We start from the raw sequence: 15,359 nt of genomic DNA on the forward strand, positions 1-15,359 counted from the left end.
GCGGGCGGGCGGGATCCGGCCCCGCGCGGCCTCGGCGGCGGCGACGGTCGGGCGCGTCCGGCCGTGCGCCGGGCGGGCGGGTGCGGGCGGCATGAGCAGCCCGGGCTTCGGCAACGGTGACCTGCCCGCGGTCTTCCCGGACTGGTCGCCGTACACCGACCTCGAATCGGCGGCGCGGGCCTATCTGCGCGACCCGGACGTGGCCCTGGAGGCGCTCGGCGGGGTGCTGCGCGGCGCCTCCGTGCTCGGCTTCACCCTGGAACGCTTCGTGAACGAGGTCAACGGCGTGTGGCAGGAGGTCGTCGTCTGCGACGGCAGCCGGCTGGTGCTCTGGCACGGCGAGGACGTCCCGCCGGGGGAGGGGCCGCCCGGGTCGATGACCTCGTCGCTGCGGGTGGTGCCGGTCTCCACGGTGACCGAGGTCGGCTGCCGACGGCGGCTCACCCGGGCCGACACGGGCGAGATCCGGGTCGACAGCATCGACGTCTACCTGCTGCTGACCTCGCTGGACGAGGCGCCGCCCGGGGACGAGATGGCCGCCGGGCCGCGGCACGACGCGCTGCGCTTCGGCAAGACCCTCGACGACGGCGGCGCGGGGCAGATCGCCCGGCTGGAGGAGTTCGCCCGGCTGGTCGCCTCGGTGGTCGGCCGCCCGATGCTGTGAGCCGGTAGCCGCACGCGGCCACCGGCTCGGAAGCCTGCCGCCTCCACCCGGGGACCGGCAGGCGGGCGGGTCAGTCCTCCTCGGCGTCCGGGCCGGCCACCTCGACGCCGTCGCTGCCGCGCACCACGTGGATGCACTCGCCCGGGCACTCCTTCGCCGAGTCGATCACCTCGAGGCGCAGGTGCTCGGGCACGTCCACCCGGCTGCCCGGGGCCAGCCGCAGCTCACCGTCGGCGCCCTTGACGTACGCCAGGCCGTCGACGTCGAACTCGAAGACCTCCGGCGCGTACTGTACGCAGAGCCCGTCGCCCGTGCAGAGGTCCTGATCCACCCAGACCTGAAGCTGGTCCGTCGCGACCTGCGTCATCGTGCACCCCCCATGTTCTCCCGTCCCACGCTCCGACGGTACCCGAACGCCAGTACCCGCCCGACGACCAGCCCTTGGCGATCAAGCTTCGGTGACGAGCGCGTTGCGCGGGACCGAATCGGGCTCATAGCGGCTAGTGTTAGGTCAGAACGTTCAAGCCCCCCGGGGAGGTGGGACGTGGCACGCAGCGACGACGCGGACTCGCGCGCCGCACGGTGGGAGAAGGAGGCCCACGATCTCTCCACGCAGGTCGCGTTCCTTCAAGAGGAACTCGCTCTGGTGCGGCGCAAGTTGACCGAAAGCCCCCGACACGTCCGGCAGCTCGAAGAGCGGCTGGCGGCCACCCAGGCACAGTTGGCGCGGCTGACCGAGAACAACGAACGGCTCGTGAGCACCCTCAAGGAGGCTCGCGCGCAGATCGTGACGCTCAAGGAGGAGATCGACCGCCTCGCGCAGCCACCCAGTGGCTACGGTGTCTTCCTGGCCAAGCACGACGACGGCACGGTGGACGTGTTCACCGGCGGGCGCAAGCTCCGGGTCGCCGTCTCGCCCTCGCTGGAGGTCGACGAGCTCCGGCGCGGCCAGGAGGTCCTGCTCAACGACGCGCTCAACATCGTCGACGCGTTCGGCTACGAGCGGGTCGGTGAGGTCGTGATGCTCAAGGAGATCCTCGCGGGTCCCGACGGCGCCCCGGGCGACCGGGCGCTGGTGGTCTCGCACTCCGACGAGGAGCGGATCGTGCACCTCGCCGAGACCCTGATCGGCTCGCCGATCCGGGCCGGCGACTCGCTCATGATCGAGCCCCGCTCGGCGTACGCGTACGAGCGGATCCCGAAGAGCGAGGTCGAGGAGCTGGTCCTGGAGGAGGTGCCCGACGTCGACTACACCGACATCGGTGGCCTCCACGCGCAGATCGAGCAGATCCGCGACGCGGTGGAGCTGCCTTTCCTGCACGCCGACCTGTTCCGTGAGCACCAGCTCCGCCCGCCGAAGGGCATCCTGCTCTACGGCCCGCCCGGTTGCGGCAAGACGCTGATCGCCAAGGCGGTGGCCAACTCGCTGGCCAAGAAGATCGCCGAGCGGCGTGGCGAGGAGAAGCACACCAGCTTCTTCCTCAACATCAAGGGTCCCGAGCTGCTCAACAAGTACGTCGGCGAGACCGAGCGGCACATCCGGTTGATCTTCCAGCGCGCCCGGGAGAAGGCCGGCGAGGGCACCCCGGTGATCGTGTTCTTCGACGAGATGGACTCGGTGTTCCGCACCCGCGGCTCCGGCGTCTCCTCGGACGTGGAGAACACCATCGTCCCGCAGCTGCTCAGCGAGATCGACGGCGTGGAGGGCCTGGAGAACGTCATCGTCATCGGCGCCTCCAACCGGGAGGACATGATCGACCCGGCGATCCTGCGCCCCGGCCGGCTCGACGTGAAGATCAAGATCGAGCGGCCGGACGCCGAGGCGGCCAAGGACATCTTCTCCAAGTACATCCTCTCCGGGCTGCCCCTGCACCCGGACGACCTGGCCGAGCACGGCGGCGACCCGCAGGCCACCGTGGCCGCGATGATCGACGCGGTCGTCCTGCGGATGTACTCGGAGACCGAGGAGAACCGCTTCCTCGAAGTCACCTACGCCAACGGCGACAAGGAAGTCCTCTACTTCAAGGACTTCAACTCCGGCGCGATGATCCAGAACATTGTCGACCGGGGCAAGAAGATGGCCATCAAGGAGTTCCTCACCTCCGGGCGCAAGGGGCTGCGGCTGCAGCACCTGCTCGACGCCTGCGTCGACGAGTTCCGGGAGAACGAGGACCTGCCCAACACCACCAACCCCGACGACTGGGCCCGCATCTCCGGCAAGAAGGGCGAGCGGATCGTCTACATCCGGACCCTCGTTTCCGGCGGCAAGGGCGCGGAGGCCGGCAGGTCGATAGAGACCGCCAGCAACACCGGCCAGTACCTGTAGCCCGACCAGCACGACGGAGGCCCGTGGCGCGTCGCGCCGCGGGCCTCCGCGCGTCACCGCCCGACCCGGCCGCGCGCCGCCACACGGTACGCCGGGCCGCCGGCAAGCCCCCATCCCGCGTGATCGCGACTACGCTCGACGTGACGGGGGACCGGGACGGGCGAGCGGGAGCGGGCAGTCGATGAGCGTTAGACGGATCATGGGCACCGAGGTCGAGTACGGCATCTCCGTACCCGGCCAGGCCGGGGCCAACCCGATGGTCACCTCCTCCCAGGTGGTGAACGCCTACGGGGCGCGCCCCGAACTCAATCGCGGTGGCCGGGCCCGTTGGGACTACGAGGAGGAGTCGCCGCTGCGCGACGCCCGCGGCTTCACCTACTCCGGCGCGGCCTACGACCCCGCCGAGGCGCTCGCCGACGAGGACCTCGGGCTGGCCAACGTAATACTCACCAACGGCGCCCGGCTCTACGTCGACCACGCGCACCCCGAGTACTCCACCCCCGAGGTGACCAACCCGCTCGACGTGGTGCGCTGGGACAAGGCGGGGGAGCGGGTGATGGCCGAGGCGGCCCGCCGGGCCGCCACCATCCCGGGCACCCAGTGGATCCACCTCTACAAGAACAACACCGACAACAAGGGCGCCAGCTACGGCGCCCACGAGAACTACCTGATGCGGCGGCAGACCCCGTTCGCCGACATCGTGGCGTACCTGACGCCGTTCTTCGTCACCCGGCAGATCATCTGCGGGGCCGGCCGCGTCGGCATCGGCCAGGACGGCGGCCAGAGCGGCTTCCAGATCTCGCAGCGCGCCGACTTCTTCGAGGTCGAGGTCGGGCTGGAGACCACCCTCAAGCGGCCGATCATCAACACCCGCGACGAGCCGCACGCGGACGCCGACAAGTACCGCCGGCTGCACGTCATCATCGGCGACGCCAACCTCTCGGAGATCTCCACCTACCTGAAGGTCGGCACCACCGCGCTCATCCTCACCATGATCGAGGAGAAGGCGCTCAGCCCGGACCTGGGCATCGCCGACCCGGTCAGCGAGCTGCGCGCGGTCAGCCACGACCCGTCGCTGAAGCACCTGATGCGGCTGCGCGACGGCCGCAAGCTGACCGCCCTGGACGTGCAGTGGGCGTACCTGGATCGGGTCCGGTCCTTCGTGGACGACCGGTACGGCAGCGACGTGGACGAGCAGACCGCGGACGTGCTCGACCGCTGGGAGAGCGTGCTGGACCGGCTCGGCCGGGACGCGTTCCTCTGCGCCGACGAGCTGGACTGGGTGGCCAAGCTGCGGCTGCTGGAGGGGTACCGGGAGCGGGAGAAGCTCGCCTGGGGCTCGCACAAGCTCCAGCTGGTCGACCTGCAGTACTCCGACGTCCGCCCGGAGAAGGGGCTCTACCACCGGCTGGTCTCGCGCGGATCGATGAAGACGCTGCTGACCGACGAGCAGACCCGGACCGCGATGACCGAGCCGCCGGAGGACACCCGGGCCTACTTCCGCGGCCGCTGCCTGGCCCAGTACGCCTCCGAGGTGGTTGCGGCGAGCTGGGACTCGGTGATCTTCGACGTGGGCCGGGAGTCGCTGGTCCGGGTGCCGATGATGGAGCCGGAGCGGGGCACGCGCAAGCACGTCGGCGCCCTCTTCGACCGCTGCGACACCGCCAAGGATCTGCTGGAGACCCTGACCGGCGGCTGAGGCCGTGAAACGGGAGCCCGTCGTGCGTCGGAAGGCGGCGCGCGGCGGGCTTTTCGTCGCTCCAGCGAGGTAAGTTCATCGCAGGCGATCGTGGAGGAGGCACCTGATGGCTACGCAAGAAGGCGGCCAGACCCAGTCCGGCAAGTCGACCCAGGGCGAGGAGATCGAGGACGTCACCGCGCAGGCCAACCCCGAGGTTGCCGAGCGCCACGCCGAGATCACCGAGGACGTCGACGACCTGCTCGACGAGATCGACTCCGTCCTCGAGGAGAACGCAGAGGAATTCGTGCGTGGATATGTCCAGAAAGGGGGGCAGTGATACTATATGTCCGATTTGCCGAGCGGATCGGACAAGAAGTGCCCGCAGTGTGAGCCGCTCCTGCCGGCCACCGAGTTCCGGAATCGGCGACGGGCAGATGGCCTCGCCTACTACTGCAAGACCTGCGCGGCGGCCCGTTCTGAGGCGAGTCGCCGTCAGCGCGGGATCGGTGCGCTGAAAACGTCTCCGGTTCCGGTGCCCGCCGGTCTGAAGTGGTGTCCGGACTGTGGCGAAATCAAGCCGCTGGAGGATTTCCCGCGTACCAGGAAGGCCAGCGGCCGCCACTCGTACTGCAAGCCGTGCCACAACGCCCGCGGCAAGGAGACCGCCCAGCGGCTCTACGGGGGCACCAGGGAGTACCACCTACGGCGGCGGTACGGGATCGGGGAGAAGGAGTTCCGGGAGCTTCTCGCCGAGCAGGGCGGCGTCTGCGCGGTGTGCGGCGACCCCGATCCGGAACATGTGGACCACGATCATCGCACCGGGTGGGTGCGCGGGATACTCTGCTTCAACTGCAACGGTGGTCTTGGCCAGTTCCGTGACAGTCCCGCGAGGCTGGCCAGGGCGATCACGTACCTGAGAGGAACCACGTGGCAGCGGGTTTTGATCCATCCGGGCGTCTTCCAGATGTGTTCACCAACGCGGGGACGTCCTCCTTCACGGCGTTCCTGAGCAAGGTGGCCCCCGAGATGCTGCCCGGCCGTCGGCCGCTGCCGCCCGGCATGGCCGCCGACCTGGCGCCGCACGCGACCACGATCGTGGCGATCGCCGCCGCCGGCGGCGTGGTGATGGCCGGCGACCGGCGCGCCACGATGGGCAACCTGATCGCCCAGCGGGACATCGAGAAGGTGCACCCGGCGGACGCGTACTCGCTGGTCGGCATCGCGGGCACCGCGGGCATCGGCATCGAGCTGATGCGACTGTTCCAGGTGGAGCTGGAGCACTACGAGAAGATCGAGGGCGCGATGCTCTCGCTCGACGGCAAGGCCAACCGGCTGGCCTCGATGATCCGCGGGAACCTGGGCGCGGCGATGCAGGGCCTCGCGGTGATCCCGCTCTTCGCCGGCTTCGACCTGGCCGCCGGCGACCCGGCGCGGGCCGGCCGGATCTTCAGTTTCGACGTGACCGGCGGCCCGTACGAGGAGACCGGCTACGACGCGATCGGCTCCGGCTCGCTGTTCGCCAAGTCGGCGCTGAAGAAGCGCTTCCGGGCCGGCCTGTCGATCGACGACGCGGTGCGGCTGGCGGTCGAGGCGCTCTACGACGCGGCCGACGACGACACCGCGACCGGTGGCCCGGATCTGACCCGCCGGATCTACCCGGTGGTGATGATGGCGACGGCGGAGGGCACCCGCCGGCTCACCGACGCCGAGACGGCGACGATCGCGGAGGGCGTCGTCTCCGGCCGGATGGAGAACCCGGGCGGCTGACCCCGCTCCCCACCTGACCAGTCAGCAGTCCGCAGCACAGCGCCCGAAGGAGAACCGCCGCCGTGGCCATGCAGTTCTACGCCTCGCCCGAGCAGATCATGCGCGACCGCTCCGAGCTGGCCCGCAAGGGCATCGCCCGGGGTCGCAGCGCGTTGGTCCTGAGTTACGAGGGTGGGGTGCTCTTCGTCGCGGAGAACCTCTCCAGCACCCTGCACAAGGTCAGCGAGATCTACGACCGGATCGGCTTCGCCGCGGTGGGCCGGTACAACGAGTTCGAGAACCTGCGCCGCGCCGGGGTGCGGATGGCGGACCTGAACGGCCTGAGCTACGACCGGCGCGACGTCAACGGCCTGGCCCTGGCGAACGCGTACGCGCAGACCCTCGGCGCGATCTTCACCGAGCAGTCGAAGCCGTTCGAGGTGGAGATCTGCGTGGCCGAGGTGGGCGCGACGCCCGAGGACGACGCGCTCTACCGGCTGACCTACGACGGCTCGGTCAACGACGAGCCGGGCCGGATGGCGATGGGTGGCCAGGCCGAGTCGATCTCCGGGGTGCTCAAGTCACAGCACCGGCCGGACATGTCGCTCAGCGAGGCGGTCCGGGCGGCCGTGCAGGCGCTGAGCAGTGTCGGCGGGGAGGGCGGAGCGGCGCGGACGATCGCCGCGAACCAGCTGGAGGTGGCGGTCCTGGACCGGCGCCGGGTGGGGCGGACGTTCCGCCGGATCACCGGGGCGGCGCTGACCGGGCTGCTGGACGGCGACGCCGGCGCGGACAACGCGCCCGCTCCCGGGCGGGCGAAGACGCCGACGGTGCCGACGGAGGAAGCGAACAAGCCGACTACGTCGGCGGGCTCGGCCGACCTGGAGGGCCAGCAGACCGAGCAGCCGGAAGCGTAACGGGCGCGGTGGGCACCGATCCCGACCGGCGTCGGGGTCCGGCGGGGCGTCAGCGGTGCGGCTTGAGCGGCTCCCACCAGGCCCGGTTCCGGCGGTACCAGTCGACGGTGGCGGCGAGCCCCCGGTCCAGGTCGACGGTGGCGGACCAGCCCAGCTCCCGCCGGCTGGTGGTGCTGTCCAGCGAGTAGCGCCGGTCGTGGCCCTTGCGGTCGGCGACCGGCCGCACCCGCTCCCAGCCGACACCGCAGGCGGCGAGCAGCCGGCCGGTGAGCTCCCGGTTGGTCAGCTCGGCCGAGCCACCGAGGTGGTAGACGCCGCCGGCGCGTCCCCGGGTCTGGGCCAGCGCGACGCCATTGCAGTGGTCCTCGACGTGCAGCCACTCCCGGACGTTGCCGCCGTCGCCGTAGAGGGGCACGTCGTGCCCGTTCAGCAGGTTGGTGATGAACAGCGGCACGACCTTCTCGGGGTACTGGTAGGGGCCGTACGTGTTGGCGCCCCGGGTGACCACGACGTCCAGGCCGTGGGTGCGGTGGTAGGCGAGGGCGAGCAGGTCGGCGCCGGCCTTGGAGGCCGAGTACGGCGAGCTGGGGTCCATCGGCGTCCGCTCGGTCCACGACCCGGTGTCGATGGAGCCGTACACCTCGTCGGTGGAGACCTGCACGAAGCGGCCCACGCCGTGCCGGAGCGCGGCGTCGAGCAGGGTCTGGGTGCCCACCACGTTGGTGGTGACGAAGGCCGCGGCGCCGGTGATGGACCGGTCCACGTGCGACTCGGCGGCGAAGTGGACGACGACGTCGTGGCCGGCGACGGTGGCGTCGACCAGCGGCGCGTCGCGGATGTCGCCGCGGACCACCCGCAGCCGGGGGTCGGCGCGTACGGGGGCGAGGCTGCCCTCGGTGGCGGCGTAGGTGAACGCGTCGAGCACGGTGACCGTGTCGACGTCGACGGCCGGCTCGGCGCCGCCGAGCAGTCGCCGCACGTACGCCGATCCGATGAACCCGGCGCCGCCGGTGACGAGGATCCTCACGGCTGGGAACGTACCGGCTCGCCGGTCGGGGTGCGGCGGGACCGCCGGTGCCGGCAGGCGTGCGTGACGGCCGCCGATGAGACGGCTGGGTTGAGCGCTGCCCATCGGGGGCCCCGGGCGGCTAATGTCACATCATGGAGCGGCGAATCTTCGGCCTCGAGACCGAGTACGGCGTCACCTGCACCTACCGCGGGCAGCGCCGGTTGTCCCCCGACGAGGTCGCGCGGTACCTGTTCCGGCGGGTGGTGTCGTGGGGCCGGTCGAGCAACGTGTTCCTGCGCAACGGGGCCCGCCTCTACCTGGACGTGGGCTCGCACCCGGAGTACGCGACGCCGGAGTGCGATTCGGTCACCGATCTGGTCGCCCACGACCGGGCCGGTGAGCGGATCCTGGAGGGGCTGCTCGTCGACGCGGAGAAGCGGCTGCACGACGAGGGCATCGCGGGTGAGATCTACCTGTTCAAGAACAACACCGACTCGGCCGGCAACTCGTACGGCTGCCACGAGAACTACCTGGTCTCCCGGCACGGCGAGTTCGGCCGGCTCGCCGACGTGCTGATCCCGTTCCTGGTCACCCGGCAGTTGATCTGCGGGGCGGGGAAGGTGCTGCAGACTCCGCGCGGGGCGGTCTACTGCCTGTCGCAGCGGGCCGAGCACATCTGGGAGGGCGTCTCCTCGGCGACCACCCGGAGCCGACCGATCATCAACACCCGGGACGAGCCGCACGCCGACGCCGAGCGGTACCGGCGGCTGCACGTGATCGTGGGCGACTCGAACATGAACGAGGTGACCACGCTGCTGAAGGTGGGCACCGCCGACCTCGTGCTGCGGATGATCGAGGCCGGGGTGGTGATGCGGGACCTGTCGCTGGAGAACCCGATCCGGGCGATCCGCGAGGTGTCGCACGACATCACCGGCCGGCGCAAGGTGCGGCTGGCCTCCGGCAAGGAGGTCAGCGCCTTGGAGATCCAGCAGGAATACCTGGCCAAGGCGACCGAGTTCGTGGAGCGGCGCGGCGGTGACCAGACCGCGAAGCGGGTGGTGGAACTCTGGGGCCGGGTGCTGCGGGCGGTGGAGACGGGCGACCTGGACCCGGTGGCCCGGGAGATCGACTGGGTGACCAAGCTGCGGCTGATCGAGCGGTACCAGCGCAAGCACGACCTGCCGCTGTCGCATCCGCGGGTGGCGCAGATGGACCTGGCGTACCACGACCTGCGGCGCGGCCGTGGCCTGTACGGGCTGCTGGAGCGGCGCGGCGAGGTGGACCGGGTGGCCACCGACCCGGAGATCTTCGAGGCGAAGGAGACCCCGCCGCAGACCACCCGGGCGCGGCTGCGCGGCGAGTTCATCCGGCACGCGCAGGAGAAGCGGCGGGACTTCACCGTCGACTGGGTGCACCTGAAGCTCAACGACCAGGCGCAGCGGACCGTGCTCTGCAAGGACCCGTTCCGGGCGTACGACGAGCGGGTGGAGCGGCTGATCGCCAGCATGTGACGGCGGGCGGCCGGTGCTGCGGGCGCCGGCCGCCACCGCACCGGTACGCTGGCGACGCGATGAACACTTCCGAACCCTCCGGCCGTGACAGCGGCACCGAGAAGCTGAACTGGATCGACCGCCGCCGGGAGAAGATCCGCGACGAGATCGAGCGCAACCGCCGCGGCGAGTACACGGTGCCGACGTGGGTGTTGGCGGCGGTGCTGGTCCTGATCGTCGGCGCCTGGCTGGCGCTGATCTTCCTCGCCGGCTGACGCTCCTCAGGGTTCCCCGGGGACTGCGTTCGGGCGGGAGCGCGCGCCCCGCGCCGACCGGCGGATTCCTTGACAGGTCGCCGCCGCACATGATCGTCTATGTCTTTCGCCGGGCCGATCGTAGGTGGGGACATGCCGGTCGCGGAGCCGCCGTGCGGCGCCTGCTGCTACCTCTTCACCGACACGCCGTGCGGTTCCTGCTACTCCTCCTGCACGGACGGAGGGGCGGATCTCGGTGCCTGGCTGGCGCTGCCGGAGGTGATCGTCCGGGCGGTGCTGGGGCTGGCCGCCGGCGCCTCGTCGCACGGCTCGCCGGCCGCGAGCGCGTCGACCCGGTTGGCCATCAGGCTGATCAAGGGGCGGGACGCCCACGGACACGGGAGAGTGACGTCATCGCACACATCGATCTCGGCTTCGACGAGCGGCAGCACCCCGGCATCCGGGGGCTGACCCGGTTCCGTCCGGAGACGGCCGGGCCGCTCAACGCCCTGGCGGAGACGCTGCTGCGCGCCCCGCACCCCACCCTCAGCCCCGGCGAACGCGAGCTGATCGCCGCGTACGTGTCCGGCCTGAACGACTGCGGATTCTGCCGCGCGTCCCATTCGGCGACGGCGGCGGCCCAGTTGCCGGCGGGGATGTCCCTCGTCGAGCAGGTGCGCGCCGACCTGGACGCCGCGCCGGTGGGGGAGAAGCTGCGGGCGCTGCTGCGGATCGCCGCCGCCGTCCAGCGCGGTGGCCGGGAGGTGACCGCCGAGCTGGTCGACGCCGCCCGGGCCGCGGGCGCCACCGACCTGGAGCTGCACGACACGGTGCTGATCGCGGCGGCGTTCTGCATGTACAACCGGTACGTCGACGGGCTGGCCGCGTTCACCCCGGAGGACCCGCGGGCGTACGAGATGGGGGCCCGGCACCTCGTGGAGCGCGGCTACGCGGCGGGCTGACCCCGCCGCCGGTCAGCGGGGTGAGCCGGGCGGCGTGCCGGCCGGCCGCGGCGGCGGCCAGGAAGTAGGCGTGGTCGGCGTCCAGGCCGCGGCCATGGTGGACAGCGTGACCGGCGTGGCGCGCAGCGCGGCGTCGAGGCCGTCGGTGGGCACCCGGACGATGGGGTGCCGCGCCGCGAGGGGGGCGAGGGCCGCGTCCACCTGCGCGGCCAGCGGCGACGCCAGGTTGTCGGGCACGACCAGGTCCGCCGGGGCGAGCGCCACCCGGCCGTACGCGGTGAGGCTGTGGTGGGAGACGCCGCGGTGCCGGGGGCGGGGGTCCGCGTCGGAGATCCGCAGCGAGCCGACCGGGCGGCCGCCGAGCGTGGCGACGGCGTTGACGGCCTCGCCGACGGCCACGCCGGAGAAGCCCCACCGGGTGCCGGTGCCCAGGTTGCCGGGTCCCTGGGCGACGATGGCGACGTCGGCGCGGAGCACGTGCCGGGCGGCGAGCAGCCCGCTGTGCAGGGTGCTGGCCTCCAGGTCCCCGCCGAACGCCTGCCCGACGCTGACGGTGCCGGCGAGGTGGTCGGCGAGCCCGGCGAGGGTGCGGGAGAACCAGGCGGGCAGCGCCCCGCCGTCGGTGAGCAGGTACGCCACCCGGGCGTCCGGGGCGTCGGCGTGGATCCCGGCGAGGATCGCCGGCAGGGCGGAGTGCAGGTCGGCGGTGACCACCGGCATCCCGTCCAGGCTCTCCGCGGCGGCGAGCAGGTCGTGGTGCGGGGAGGTCTCCTCGTCCACGCCGAGCAGGATGGGTTGCAGCGGGGTGTAGCGGGCCTTCACCAGGTGGCCGGCGTCGCGGGTGTCGAGGGCCTGCGGCGGGTCCGGCGGCAGGCGGTCGGGCAGGGCGACGACCAGGGCGTACCCGCCGGTGCCGAGGCCCATCAGCAGGGCGCCGGCGTTCAGCAGCACCCGGTCACCGGGCTGCGGGTCGCCGACCAGCGCCGGGTAGGCCAGGGCGCGCATCGGAGCGCCGTCGGGCAGGTCGACGTCGAGTTCGGTGGCGCCGGCCCACCGCCGCCGCACCGCCGTGACCGTTCCGGACCGCCATCGCACCATGCCCGGCACGCTATCCGCCGTCCGCCGGGCCGGTCGTGCCCGGGTCAGGACTGGCCGCCGGGGCCGGGCTCCCGGTCCGCCGGACGATCCCCCTCGTCCTGGGTGCGGCGGGCGCGTCCACCCCCGGAGCCGGGCATCGACCGGGTCGGGTCGAGGAAGACGTACCCGATCTCCGGGTACCGGTCGGTGAGCCGGCGCTCGGCCTCGTCCGCGGCCGCCTCGATGTCGGCGCCGGTGGCGGCGTCGTGGAAGTCGACCTTGGCGGCGACCAGGATTTCCTCCGGGCCGAGCAGCATGGTCATCAGCGTGTCGACCCGGTCGACCGCCGGCAGTCCGGCCAGCTCGCGTTCGATCTGCCGGTGCACGCGTTCCGAGACGGCGCGGCCCACCAGCAGCGAGATGTTGCTCCGGGCCAGGATGGTGGCGACCGCCAGCAGCAGCACGCCGATGAGGATCGAGGCGACGCCGTCGTAGAGCTCGTCGCCGGTCAGGTGGGACAGCCCCAGGCCGGCGCCGGCGATCAGCAGACCGGTCAGGGCGGCGCTGTCCTCCAGGAAGACCGCCTTCACGGTGGTGTCGGCGGTCAGCCGGAGGTAGCGGCGCGGGCTGGCCCGCCAGCGGCGGGACTCCCGGCGGACCTGCCGGACCGCCCGGGCCAGGGAGACGGACTCGATCACGAAGGAGAGCGCCAGCACGATGTACGACGCCAGGTAGTCGCCGGTGTGTTCGTGCACGACGATCGTGGTCACGCCGTGGGTGATGGCGAAGCCGGCGCCGACGACGAAGGTGAACATCGCGGCGAGGAACGCCCAGACGTAGCTCTCCTTGCCGTACCCGAAGGGGTGCCGGGTGTCGGCGGGCCGCGCGCCCCGGCGCAGCGCCAGGTAGAGCAGCACCTCGGTGGTGGTGTCGGCGACGGAGTGGGCGGCCTCGGAGAGCATCGCGGCCGAGCCGGAGATCAGCCCGGCGACCAGCTTGGCGACGGCGATGGCGAGGTTGGCCGCGCCGGCGACGACGACCGTGCCGACGCTCTCGGACTTGGCTTCCGCTTCCGCCATGCGCTCACCCTATGGCCGGTTTCGGCCCCCCGCCCGGCGTGCGGAGCCGCTGCGGGAGGGTGTGGCGTGGCTCGCCCGGGCCGCGACGTTCCGCGCGCCGCCCCCGCGTGGGTGCGCGCCCACGCCGCGCGGGCTGCTAGCGTTCAGCACGTGTCGCGGACCCGCACCGAACGCCTGGTCAACCTGGTGATCTGCCTGCTGTCCACGCGACGGTTCCTGACCGCCGCGCAGATCGCCGCGACCGTGCCCGGTTACGAGCACGATCCGGACGACGCCAAGGACCACGAGGCGTTCCAGCGCAAGTTCGAACGGGACAAGGCGGAGCTGCGCGAGCTGGGTGTCCCGCTGGAGACCGGCACGGCGAGCGTCTTCGACGCCGAGCCGGGCTACCGGATCGCCCACCGCGAGTACGCGCTGCCCGACATCCCCCTGGAGCCGGACGAGGCCGCCGCCGTGGGCATCGCCGCCCGGCTGTGGCAGCACGCCGGCCTGGCCGCGGCCGCCTCCTCCGGGCTGGCCAAGCTGCGCGCCGCCGGGGTGGACGTGGACCCGCAGGCCACCCTGGGCATGGAGCCGATGGTGACGGTCGACCCGGCGTTCGCCCCGTTGACCGCCGCCGCCCGGGACCGGCGGGAGGTCAACTTCGACTACCGGGTGCCGGACCGGGACGCGTCGAGCCGTCGCCGGCTCCAGCCGTGGGGCGTGGTCTGCTGGCGCGGCCGGTGGTACGTGGTCGGCCACGACCTGGACCGGGAGGCCACCCGCTGCTTCCGTCTCTCCCGGGTGGTCGGCGCGGTCCGGGTCACCGGCCAGCCGGGGGCGTACGAGCCGCCTGCCGGGGTGGATCTGATCAGCCACGTCGCCCGCTGGTCGGGGCCGGTGGAGCGGACCGGGCGGGCCAGCGTGCTGGTCGTCCCGGGCCGGCGCCGGGCTGCGCCGCTGGGCGGTGGACAGCACCAGCGGGCCGGACGGCGACCGGCTGGTCCTGCCGTACGCCGACCCGGACTACCTCGCCGGCCAGCTCGTCGGGTACGGCCCGGACGTGCGGGTGCTGGACCCGCCGGAGGTCCGCGAGGCGGTCATCCAGCGGCTGAAGGAGATCGCCGCCCGGCACGACGAGCTGGCGGTCGCCGGGGGTGCCCGGTGACCCGGCCGGCGGCCCGTGCCGGCCGCGCCTCGGCGGACCGGCTGGCCCGGCTGCTCAACCTGGTGCCCTACCTGCTGGCCCGGCCCGGTATCGAGATCGCCGAGGCGGCCGGTGACCTGGGGGTGACCGAGCGGCAGCTGCGGGAGGACCTGGAGCTGCTCTGGGTGTGCGGGCTGCCCGGCTACGGTCCGGGTGACCTGATCGACATGGCGTTCGACGGTGACCGGGTCACCATCACCTACGACGCGGGGATCGACCGGCCGCTGCGGCTCACCCCGGACGAGGCCCTGGCCCTGGTGGTCGCGCTGCGGATGCTCGCGGAGACCCCGGGGGTGGCCAACCGGGAGGCCGTCGAGCGGGCCCTCGCCAAGATCGAGAACGCGGCGGGCGACCTGGTGGCCGCCCCGGTGGAGGTCCGGCTGCCCGGGGACAGCGCCCGCGTGCGGGAGCTGCGCGCCGCGGTCGAGCGTGGCCGCGCGTTGCGGATCACCTACTACACCCCGGCCCGGGACGAGACCACCGAGCGGACCATCGACCCGCTGCGGATGTTGATGGTGGGCGGCCGGGCGTACGTCGAGGCGTGGTGCCGGCGGGCCGAGGCGGTTCGGCTGTTCCGGGCCGACCGGATCGACGCGGTCACCGAGCTGGACGAGCGGGCCGTGGTGCCGCCGCAGGCCCGGCCGCACGACCTGTCCGACGGGGTGTTCCGTCCCTCGCCGGACCTGCCGCTGATCACCCTGCGGATCGGCCGGGGCGAGCGGTGGATCACCGAGTACTACCCGTGCGAACGGGTCGAGGCCGACGGCGAGCAGTGGCTGGTGTCGCTGCGGGTCACCGACCTGGGCTGGGCCCGCCGCTTCGTGCTCGGGCTGGGCCCGGACGTCGCGGTGGTCGCCCCGGCGGAGTTGGCCGAGCAGGTCCGCGCCCAGGCGGCGGCCGCGCTCGACGCGTACGCGACGCCGGCCCGGCGCCGACTCGGCGGGGGCCACTGTCACCCAGTAGGCTGA

15 protein-coding genes and 2 pseudogenes are annotated in these 15,359 nt (G+C 72.5%); 13 read left to right on the plus strand and 4 right to left on the minus strand.

The window, feature by feature from the left end; all coding sequences use genetic code 11:
* The first annotated feature begins 91 nt into the window (after positions 1–91).
* Positions 92–664, plus strand: a complete 573-nt coding sequence (locus tag JNW87_RS05405; protein WP_109803893.1) for a hypothetical protein — start codon at positions 92–94, stop codon at positions 662–664.
* A 70-nt stretch (positions 665–734) separates the two neighbouring features.
* On the opposite strand, the gene JNW87_RS05410 is transcribed toward JNW87_RS05405, so the two are convergent.
* A complete protein-coding gene (locus JNW87_RS05410; RefSeq protein ID WP_109803892.1) occupies positions 735–1,031 on the minus strand; it encodes a ferredoxin in 297 nt (98 codons plus the stop codon).
* 177 nt (positions 1,032–1,208) lie between these two features.
* Here JNW87_RS05410 and arc point away from each other — a divergent pair, with 177 nt between their 5' ends.
* The 6 genes from arc to prcA all read left to right on the plus strand — a co-directional run bounded on the left by arc (position 1,209) and on the right by prcA (position 7,334).
* Complete coding sequence (gene arc, locus JNW87_RS05415) at positions 1,209–2,990, plus strand: proteasome ATPase (RefSeq protein ID WP_109803891.1); 1,782 nt, start codon at positions 1,209–1,211, stop codon at positions 2,988–2,990.
* A 181-nt stretch (positions 2,991–3,171) separates the two neighbouring features.
* Positions 3,172–4,689: a depupylase/deamidase Dop gene (gene dop / locus JNW87_RS05420; RefSeq protein ID WP_109803890.1), complete on the plus strand. Its 1,518-nt coding sequence runs from the start codon at positions 3,172–3,174 to the stop codon at positions 4,687–4,689.
* A 106-nt stretch (positions 4,690–4,795) separates the two neighbouring features.
* Complete coding sequence (locus JNW87_RS05425; RefSeq protein ID WP_109803889.1) at positions 4,796–5,008, plus strand: ubiquitin-like protein Pup; 213 nt, start codon at positions 4,796–4,798, stop codon at positions 5,006–5,008.
* 6 nt (positions 5,009–5,014) lie between these two features.
* Positions 5,015–5,680 (plus strand): endonuclease VII domain-containing protein, encoded by a 666-nt coding sequence (locus tag JNW87_RS05430; protein ID WP_109803888.1) that lies wholly within the window; start codon positions 5,015–5,017, stop codon positions 5,678–5,680.
* Complete coding sequence (gene prcB / locus JNW87_RS05435) at positions 5,599–6,438, plus strand: proteasome subunit beta (protein ID WP_201749836.1); 840 nt, start codon at positions 5,599–5,601, stop codon at positions 6,436–6,438. The genes JNW87_RS05430 and prcB overlap by 82 nt, the downstream gene beginning before the upstream one ends.
* 62 nt (positions 6,439–6,500) lie before the next feature.
* Positions 6,501–7,334, plus strand: coding sequence for a proteasome subunit alpha (gene prcA / locus JNW87_RS05440; protein WP_109803886.1), 834 nt, complete (start codon positions 6,501–6,503; stop codon positions 7,332–7,334).
* 49 nt (positions 7,335–7,383) lie between these two features.
* On the opposite strand, the gene rfbB is transcribed toward prcA, so the two are convergent.
* Positions 7,384–8,361 carry a dTDP-glucose 4,6-dehydratase gene (gene rfbB / locus JNW87_RS05445; RefSeq protein ID WP_109803885.1) on the minus strand — a complete coding sequence of 326 codons (978 nt, stop codon included), beginning with the start codon at positions 8,359–8,361 and terminating at the stop codon, positions 7,384–7,386.
* 134 nt (positions 8,362–8,495) lie between these two features.
* On the opposite strand from rfbB, the gene pafA reads away from it, so the two are divergent.
* The 4 genes from pafA to JNW87_RS05470 all read left to right on the plus strand — a co-directional run bounded on the left by pafA (position 8,496) and on the right by JNW87_RS05470 (position 11,049).
* Entirely contained in the window at positions 8,496–9,854 is a 1,359-nt protein-coding gene (gene pafA, locus JNW87_RS05450) for a Pup--protein ligase (RefSeq protein ID WP_109803884.1), read from the plus strand.
* Between the two features lie 59 nt (positions 9,855–9,913).
* The gene (locus JNW87_RS05455) at positions 9,914–10,108 is read left to right on the plus strand and encodes a hypothetical protein (protein WP_109803909.1); all 195 of its coding nucleotides are present in this window, start codon (positions 9,914–9,916) and stop codon (positions 10,106–10,108) included.
* A 132-nt stretch (positions 10,109–10,240) separates the two neighbouring features.
* Positions 10,241–10,558 (plus strand): hypothetical protein, encoded by a 318-nt coding sequence (locus JNW87_RS05460; protein WP_201749841.1) that lies wholly within the window; start codon positions 10,241–10,243, stop codon positions 10,556–10,558.
* Positions 10,501–11,049, plus strand: coding sequence for a carboxymuconolactone decarboxylase family protein (locus tag JNW87_RS05470; protein ID WP_109803908.1), 549 nt, complete (start codon positions 10,501–10,503; stop codon positions 11,047–11,049). Before JNW87_RS05460 ends, JNW87_RS05470 begins: the two co-directional genes overlap by 58 nt.
* Before the next feature lie 22 nt (positions 11,050–11,071).
* On the opposite strand, the pseudogene JNW87_RS05475 reads toward JNW87_RS05470, so the two are convergent.
* A pseudogene (locus tag JNW87_RS05475) lies at positions 11,072–12,147 on the minus strand (DUF3866 family protein); the annotation flags it as partial.
* A 44-nt stretch (positions 12,148–12,191) separates the two neighbouring features.
* Positions 12,192–13,205, minus strand: a complete 1,014-nt coding sequence (locus tag JNW87_RS05480) for a cation diffusion facilitator family transporter (RefSeq protein ID WP_109803882.1) — start codon at positions 13,203–13,205, stop codon at positions 12,192–12,194.
* A 150-nt stretch (positions 13,206–13,355) separates the two neighbouring features.
* Here JNW87_RS05480 and JNW87_RS05485 point away from each other — a divergent pair.
* Positions 13,356–14,352, plus strand: a pseudogene (locus JNW87_RS05485) (helix-turn-helix transcriptional regulator).
* Entirely contained in the window at positions 14,349–15,359 is a 1,011-nt protein-coding gene (locus JNW87_RS05490) for a YafY family protein (RefSeq protein WP_238453230.1), read from the plus strand. The pseudogene JNW87_RS05485 and the gene JNW87_RS05490 overlap by 4 nt, the downstream one beginning before the upstream one ends.

The sequence above is a fragment of the Micromonospora sp. ATA51 genome (genome assembly GCF_016802855.1).
In the GTDB taxonomy this organism is placed as follows: Bacteria; Actinomycetota; Actinomycetes; order Mycobacteriales; family Micromonosporaceae; genus Micromonospora; species Micromonospora sicca.

Coding starts and splice junctions, on each gene's coding strand:
- JNW87_RS05425 (WP_109803889.1), top strand. CDS start 4,796: ATGGCTACGCAAGAAGGCGGCCAGACCCAGTCCGGCAAGTCGACCCAG.
- JNW87_RS05430 (WP_109803888.1), top strand. CDS start 5,015: ATGTCCGATTTGCCGAGCGGATCGGACAAGAAGTGCCCGCAGTGTGAG.
- JNW87_RS05405 (WP_109803893.1), top strand. CDS start 92: ATGAGCAGCCCGGGCTTCGGCAACGGTGACCTGCCCGCGGTCTTCCCG.
- JNW87_RS05410 (WP_109803892.1), bottom strand. CDS start 1,031: ATGACGCAGGTCGCGACGGACCAGCTTCAGGTCTGGGTGGATCAGGAC.
- dop (WP_109803890.1), top strand. CDS start 3,172: ATGAGCGTTAGACGGATCATGGGCACCGAGGTCGAGTACGGCATCTCC.
- JNW87_RS05460 (WP_201749841.1), top strand. CDS start 10,241: ATGCCGGTCGCGGAGCCGCCGTGCGGCGCCTGCTGCTACCTCTTCACC.
- JNW87_RS05480 (WP_109803882.1), bottom strand. CDS start 13,205: ATGGCGGAAGCGGAAGCCAAGTCCGAGAGCGTCGGCACGGTCGTCGTC.
- JNW87_RS05455 (WP_109803909.1), top strand. CDS start 9,914: ATGAACACTTCCGAACCCTCCGGCCGTGACAGCGGCACCGAGAAGCTG.
- pafA (WP_109803884.1), top strand. CDS start 8,496: ATGGAGCGGCGAATCTTCGGCCTCGAGACCGAGTACGGCGTCACCTGC.